This window comes from Mesorhizobium sp. M7A.F.Ca.CA.004.12.1.1 (assembly GCF_003997835.1).
GTDB lineage: Bacteria > Pseudomonadota > Alphaproteobacteria > Rhizobiales > Rhizobiaceae > Mesorhizobium.
This window is the reverse complement of record NZ_RZRK01000341.1, coordinates 1-6,256: the sequence shown is the minus strand read 5'-3', so window position 1 is coordinate 6,256 and position 6,256 is coordinate 1. Positions and strand designations below refer to the sequence as shown.

General features: G+C 60.8%; 7 protein-coding genes and 1 pseudogene. 4 read left to right on the top strand and 4 right to left on the bottom strand.

Going from position 1 to position 6,256, the window contains the following annotated elements; translation table 11 throughout:
• Nucleotides 1-64: 64 nt before the first annotated feature.
• The 3 genes from EN984_RS18655 to EN984_RS18645 all read right to left on the bottom strand — a co-directional run bounded on the left by EN984_RS18655 (nt 65) and on the right by EN984_RS18645 (nt 2,212).
• Nucleotides 65-673, bottom strand: coding sequence for a transglutaminase-like cysteine peptidase (locus tag EN984_RS18655; protein WP_127269622.1), 609 nt, complete (start codon nt 671-673; stop codon nt 65-67).
• A gap of 111 nt (nt 674-784) precedes the next feature.
• Nucleotides 785-1,402, bottom strand: a complete 618-nt coding sequence (locus EN984_RS18650; RefSeq protein WP_236383445.1) for a PilZ domain-containing protein — start codon at nt 1,400-1,402, stop codon at nt 785-787.
• 177 nt (nt 1,403-1,579) lie between these two features.
• Entirely contained in the window at nt 1,580-2,212 is a 633-nt protein-coding gene (locus EN984_RS18645; protein ID WP_023812148.1) for a PAS domain-containing protein, read from the bottom strand.
• Nucleotides 2,213-2,600: 388 nt separating this feature from the next.
• On the opposite strand from EN984_RS18645, the gene EN984_RS18640 reads away from it, so the two are divergent.
• Together EN984_RS18640 and EN984_RS18635 are read left to right on the top strand one after the other, a co-directional pair.
• Nucleotides 2,601-3,359: a rhomboid family intramembrane serine protease gene (locus EN984_RS18640; RefSeq protein WP_127269621.1), complete on the top strand. Its 759-nt coding sequence runs from the start codon at nt 2,601-2,603 to the stop codon at nt 3,357-3,359.
• Nucleotides 3,360-3,446: 87 nt separating this feature from the next.
• Nucleotides 3,447-3,878 (top strand): CBS domain-containing protein, encoded by a 432-nt coding sequence (locus tag EN984_RS18635; protein WP_027039198.1) that lies wholly within the window; start codon nt 3,447-3,449, stop codon nt 3,876-3,878.
• Between the two features lie 48 nt (nt 3,879-3,926).
• On the opposite strand, the gene EN984_RS18630 is transcribed toward EN984_RS18635, so the two are convergent.
• Entirely contained in the window at nt 3,927-4,184 is a 258-nt protein-coding gene (locus tag EN984_RS18630) for a YjhX family toxin (protein WP_127269620.1), read from the bottom strand.
• A 296-nt stretch (nt 4,185-4,480) separates the two neighbouring features.
• Here EN984_RS18630 and gatB point away from each other — a divergent pair, with 296 nt between their 5' ends.
• Both gatB and EN984_RS18615 read left to right on the top strand, forming a co-directional pair.
• Nucleotides 4,481-5,980 (top strand): Asp-tRNA(Asn)/Glu-tRNA(Gln) amidotransferase subunit GatB, encoded by a 1,500-nt coding sequence (gene gatB, locus EN984_RS18620; RefSeq protein ID WP_127276897.1) that lies wholly within the window; start codon nt 4,481-4,483, stop codon nt 5,978-5,980.
• A 4-nt stretch (nt 5,981-5,984) separates the two neighbouring features.
• Nucleotides 5,985-6,256 (top strand): annotated as a pseudogene (locus tag EN984_RS18615) (GNAT family N-acetyltransferase); the annotation flags it as partial.

Sequence of the window (6,256 nt, the reverse complement as noted above, 5' to 3'; positions counted from 1 at the left end):
GTGGGGACTCGACCGGGTTTCTCCTGAAGCGCCTCGCATTCACGCGGCGCGCTTGAGCTCTGTTCTAGCGGACGCTGGCGACCGCGTCGGAGCGGCCGTCATTGATCGTCACCCAAACGCCGGAATTCTGGTCCGACTGGCGCTTGAGATAGGTGTAGTCGGTGTCCGTCCAGGACAGGACCTTGGTCTCGAGATTGTCGAGGATGAATTCTCCCAGGCTCGTGCGCACGGTCAGCACCGCGTGGCCGTCGCCATTCGGCTGGCGCGCCACTGTCATCAGCAAATTGCCGGCCGGCACGCCCGCATCCATCAACTCGCGGCGCTTTTCCAGCGCGTAATCCTCGCAATCGCCATAGCCATTGGCCGGATAGGCCCAATATTCCTCGACACCGTAGTTTTCCATGTCGGTGCGCGGCTTGATGCGAGTGTTGACCGAATTGTTGATGTTGACGATCGTCGCCCACAGTTTGCGGGTCAGTTCGACCGGCGCACCCTTCGGGGTCCGTTCGCTGCATTCGCCAGGACTGCGCTGGCAGAACTCATAATGGCCAACAGGCTGGGTGGTGCGTCCGCCGGTGTGCATATAGGCCGGTCCCGCGGCATATGCTGATCCCCAAGCGGAAAGCTGCATCGCCATTGCCACCAGCAACAGCTTGCCCCTCGTGTTCTTCATTGTTGTAGTCTCCCCGTTCGAAGGAGACATTGCCACATGTGGATTTATTTGACGCAAAAGCTCGAAGTAGATATTGAGTAAAACTCCAGTAGAATAAACGTAAAATTTGAATCATTTGAGTATTAATTCGTTTGCATATTGAGGCGCCAATCTCGGTGCGCGGAGGGCTCCCAAGCCCGCCAAGAGTGGGCTAAGCATGCCGGTCATGGCGTCGAAAACAAAAAACCGGCCACACTGGATGCCAATCGCCGGCTTGACGTCGATCTCGACCGCGGCGCCGGAGAGCGAAAGGTCGATTATACGGCATTGGTACTGGCGGCCGTCGGTGAGCTGCAGCACGCTGGTCGGATTGCGCGGCGCGACGCGCTCGTGGCGGCGATCTTCCGGCAGGTCGAGTTCATGCTTGTTGGCGAGCCAGGTCAATTGCGCGGCCAGCTTGTCCTTCTTGCGATCCGACGCGATGACGGTCATCGCGAAACCGTCCTGCAAGGTGCGGGTGACTACACCTTCGATGCGGCCGATATGATCGATGTAGGCAATGATTTTTTCGCCGGGCATGCCGATGCGGTCGGTGCGAAACGCGACATTGCCCGGTGACATGTCGACGACCTGGCAGGGGTGTTCGGTGCGGTCTTCCAGCATGAAGCGTCCGTAGATTTTAACCCGGACGCGCTGAAAGTTACGCCTTTCAGCTTGGGACGGCGCATAGTCGACCGCCGCTGACCTCATGACTGCCTACACCCCGTTTGGCATCCCGCGCGCCGATGCGAGGAACTTCATCAGAGAAGTACAACAAAGCGGGTTAACAAAGGGAAAAAGCGGGCGCTCCAGGGGTTTCCTTTTTGCAGGTCGCGGTGCCAAAACAGCCGCGCAGTTTTGGGCGACGTGCATCAGGCCGCAAACGGACTATTCCTCGCGCCCGCCATCGAACACGACGAGATGGCGGATGCGGCGCGCCCGGCCGAGCGCCGAGATCGTCTCGGGTGCTCCAAGTTCATCGGGAACGAGCGAGGGAACATCGATCGCCGGGCGATTGTTGAGAAGCTCCTTCTCCGGATCGATGACGCGTATCGAATCGATCAACGCGTCGGTGATCGGATCGGCACCCAGCCAGAAGGGCTTCTCCACGGCGCTGATGACGCCCAGGCAACGCGGATTTTCGACACCGCCGTCCAGCGGCAGGGCAAGCAGTTCGAACTTGTTGGAGCGCCCGTTGCGGCTGAAACCCTCATAGCTGATGAGCACGACCGACTTCTGCTCGAAGACGCCATGGATCAGCCGCGAGACGAGCCGCTGATCCTTCTCGCGCCACAGCGATGGAAAGGAAAACCCCTTGAGTTCGCGGCCGTAGCAGGCGCAAAGCCTGGTGCCGGCCAGCCGGAATACGGCCTGTCCGCGCGTGTCCCGCTCCAGGATAAAGGTGTCGGCCAGCAGCGACTTGATGTCGGCCGGCTCGACCTCCGAACGCTTCGGGGCAGGGCGTCCATCACGCAGGCGGTTCCAATATTGGAACAGCGTGATCGATCCATTCTGGTTCATACTATGCTGCTCCGCGCAATCTGTCGTCTGATGTCCCATCGGTGAACAGAAGGGCGCCCTCCGATGACCTACATGCGTTGCGGAGCAGGAAGCGTGCCAGCGTCGTTAACACTTGTTCACGGGTCGGGGCCGTTAAGGTTAACAAGTGGTTTACGTTGCATCGAAGCGAGCCCCGTGGCACACAAAAACCACTCCAGAAGCGGTCGTTTCGCGACGATCGGCAGCACTTCAGTCAAGAGTTTTAGGGGAGCAGGGGGCTCGACCAGCCGTTCAAGGGAAACCTTGAACGGCTTCTTTTTTGATTCGCGCCGCGGCGATTCGCGGTTTGCGGTTCGGTCCGTGGTGATCTAGATGCTCGAGCCCCGAATCCCGCAGAGTGCAATTTCAAATGAGTGAACCGGCATCTCCCTCGGAAGTCGACCCGGTCGAGGGCGCACCTGAACCGCGGCGCGAGCCGGTGTTCAACCTGCCGCCCGTCGTGCTGGCGGTGATCGGCATCTGTGTCGTCGTCTACCTGTTGCAGCAATATGTGTTGAGCGAATCCCAGCAGATGACATTGCTGTATGACGGGGCCTTCATCCCCGTTCTCTACACCGGGCAATACGGCTTCGACTGGTTCCTGTTTTCGCGGCCCTTCACTTATGCCTTCATGCATGGCGGCTTTGCCCATATCGCCATCAATATGGTGTGGCTCGCCGCGTTTGGTTCACCATTGGCAAACCGTCTGGGAGCGCTGTGGTTCGCGCTGTTTTTTGCCGCAACCGGGCTGGCTTCGGTCGCGCTTTTCTGGGCGATGCATCCTTATGGTGAGGCGCCGCTGGTCGGGGCTTCCGGTGCGATATCGGGCATGATGGGGGCTGCGGCGCGTTTCGGCTTCCGCACCGACCGTTCGGCCGGCAAGGCCGCCTTCGCCGGCCCTGTGCTGCCGATCGCATTCGTATTGCGCCTGCGCGGTGTCGTGATCTTCCTCGCCATGTGGATGGTCATCAATCTCGCCACCGGCCTGCTCGGGTTTGCCCCAGGGGTAGATGGTCAGATCGCCTGGGAGGCTCATATTGGCGGCTTTGTCGCGGGCTTCTTCGGCCTGCGCTGGTTCGACAGGCGATGGCAGGCGCCCGAGTGGGAGACGACTGACCACCGCACTTGAAATGCAACCGATCACGGCGCACGATGTTCACTCTTACGTGAAGGCCGGTCAGGGCAGGAACCGGCAGGCAAAGCAGAGGAGGACGCCATGACGGTGAAGGCAATTCTCGAGAGAAAAGGCCATGACGTGTTGACGCTCGGGCCGAACGAAAAGCTGAGCGAAGCCATCCGCATCCTGGCAGAGCACAAGATCGGTGCGCTGGTCATCACCAATGGCGATCGCAAGATCGTCGGCATCCTGTCAGAGCGCGACATCGTCCGGGTTGTCGCCCGGGAAGGTGGAGCCGCGCTCGATATCGCGGTGCGTTCGGCGATGACGCCGAAGGTGAAGATCTGCAACGAAAATCACACCGTCAACGAGGTGATGGAGATTATGACCCGCGGCCGTTTCCGCCATCTGCCGGTGGAAAAGGACGGCATGCTCGATGGCATCGTGTCCATCGGCGACGTGGTCAAGCGCCGCATCGAGGATGTCGAGCGCGAGGCCGACCAGATCAGGGCCTATATCGCCACTGCCTGAACGGTGAGGCGAACCGCCGGCCGGAGAACCGACCGGCGGAACCGCGGGCTACCTGTTGTCGAGTTCGGAGCGGACGAGTGCGAGCCCGCGCCGGGTGATGCGGTAGGGGCCGCCTCCCGACGAAGAAACCGCCTTCTTCCGCTTCAGCTTTCGAAACATGTCGAGATCGACGTCCGGATAGTGCCAGCCGTCGCGGGTCAGGCATTTGACGGAGGCGATCCGCTTCTTGTCGTTCTTTTCGATTTCAATGCGTCCGCCCTGCGCGAGCAGGTGCAGGATGCGCTGTTCAGTGCGCGAAATATCCATGTGAGAGTTTTCCGGGAAAACAAAAAATGCCGCCGCCGCGAAGCTTCGCGGCACGGGGTTTCAGGTTTTCTGCCCTGCCTCGCCAAGAGGTCAGGGCCTTACCGGGACTGAGCGTAAGTGGACATCCACTCTCCATTGGAATGGACGTCCTATAGGCGAAAGCGGCTGAGAAGGCCAGTCCGTGGCTTTGCGCTTGTGTTTTTTGGGCGCTTGTCTCGCGAAGCGGTTTGCACTAGCGAAGTTGCAAACCAAAATATGCGTAAATGCATAATCCGAGTTCCAATACGCAGGCCACAATGTCCCTCATCGACACCCGCACACCCGACGCCAAGCGCCTTGTTTCCGGTGCCACCGGCGACTGGGAGATCATCATCGGCCTCGAGGTCCATGCGCAGGTCACGTCGGAAGCAAAGCTGTTTTCGGGCGCCTCGACGGCCTTCGGCGCGCCGCCCAACGCCAATGTCAGCCTGGTCGATGCGGCGATGCCGGGCATGCTGCCGGTCATCAACGAGGAATGCGTCAAGCAGGCGATCCGCACCGGCCTGGGGCTGAAGGCGCAGATCAACCACAAGTCGGTCTTCGATCGGAAGAACTACTTTTATCCCGACCTGCCGCAGGGCTACCAGATCTCGCAGTTCAAGCAGCCGATCGTCGGCGAAGGCACGGTGATCGTTTCGGTCGGCCCGGACCGCCAGGGCGAATTCGAGGACATCGAGGTCGGCATCGAGCGGCTGCATCTGGAGCAGGATGCCGGCAAGTCGATGCACGACCAGCATGCGACCATGTCCTATGTCGATCTCAACCGCTCCGGCGTGGCGCTGATGGAGATCGTCTCCAAGCCGGACATGCGCTCGGCCGACGAGGCCAAGGCTTATGTCACCAAGCTGCGCACCATCGTGCGCTATCTCGGCACCTGCGACGGCAACATGGACGAAGGTTCGATGCGCGCCGACGTCAACGTTTCGGTGCGCAGGCCGGGCGGCGAGTTCGGCACGCGCTGCGAGATCAAGAACGTCAACTCGATCCGCTTCATCGGCCAGGCCATCGACTATGAGGCGCGCCGGCAGATCGCCATCCTCGAGGATGGCGGCAAGATCGATCAGGAGACGCGGCTGTTCGACGCCGTCAAGGGCGAGACGCGTTCGATGCGCTCCAAGGAAGAGGCGCATGATTACCGCTACTTCCCCGATCCCGACCTTTTGCCGCTGGAATTCGACCAGGCCTATGTCGATGCGCTGGCCAAGGAATTGCCGGAACTGCCGGACGACAAGAAGGCGCGGCTGATCGCGTCGCTCGGCCTGTCCGTCTATGACGCCTCGATCCTGGTGTCGGAAAAGCCGATCGCCGATTATTTCGAGAAGGTGGCCGCCGGCCGCGACGGCAAGCTTGCCGCCAATTGGGTCATCAACGATCTGCTCGGGCAATTGAACAAGGCCGGAAAAGACATTGAAAACGCTCCGGTTTCACCCGAGCAGCTCGGTGCGGTCATCGATCTGATCAAGGATGGCACCATCTCCGGCAAGATCGCCAAGGACCTGTTCGAGATCGTCTGGAATGAGGGCGGCGACCCTCGCCAACTGGTCGAGAGCCGTGGCATGAAGCAGGTCACCGACACCGGCGCCATCGAGAAGGCCGTCGACGACGTTATTGCCGCCAATCCCGACAAGGTCGAACAGGCGCGCGCCAAGCCGAGCATGGCCGGCTGGTTCGTCGGCCAGGTGATGAAGGCGACCGGCGGCAAGGCCAACCCGCAAGCCGTCAACGACCTCGTCAAGGCCAAGCTGGGCATCGAGTAGCGCCGTGTTCGTCCGCACCGCAGGTGAACGCGACCTTGCCGCTGTGCGGACGCTGCTGGTGGAAACGTGGCATGCGACCTATGACGCCATTTATGGCGCTGCCAAAGTCACCGAGATCACCGACGAATGGCACTCGGTCGCTTCGCTCCGCTCGCGGCTGACGCGGCCGAATTCGGAATTCCTGGTGGCCGATGATGGCAAGCGGATCGGCGGCATGGCTTTCGCCGCCGCCACCGCCGATGCGAAAATCATCCTGCTGAACCAGCTCTACGTCCA

Coding starts and splice junctions, on each gene's coding strand:
- EN984_RS18650 (WP_236383445.1), bottom strand. CDS start 1,402: ATGAGGTCAGCGGCGGTCGACTATGCGCCGTCCCAAGCTGAAAGGCGT.
- EN984_RS18640 (WP_127269621.1), top strand. CDS start 2,601: ATGAGTGAACCGGCATCTCCCTCGGAAGTCGACCCGGTCGAGGGCGCA.
- EN984_RS18645 (WP_023812148.1), bottom strand. CDS start 2,212: ATGAACCAGAATGGATCGATCACGCTGTTCCAATATTGGAACCGCCTG.
- EN984_RS18630 (WP_127269620.1), bottom strand. CDS start 4,184: ATGGATATTTCGCGCACTGAACAGCGCATCCTGCACCTGCTCGCGCAG.
- EN984_RS18655 (WP_127269622.1), bottom strand. CDS start 673: ATGAAGAACACGAGGGGCAAGCTGTTGCTGGTGGCAATGGCGATGCAG.
- gatB (WP_127276897.1), top strand. CDS start 4,481: ATGTCCCTCATCGACACCCGCACACCCGACGCCAAGCGCCTTGTTTCC.
- EN984_RS18635 (WP_027039198.1), top strand. CDS start 3,447: ATGACGGTGAAGGCAATTCTCGAGAGAAAAGGCCATGACGTGTTGACG.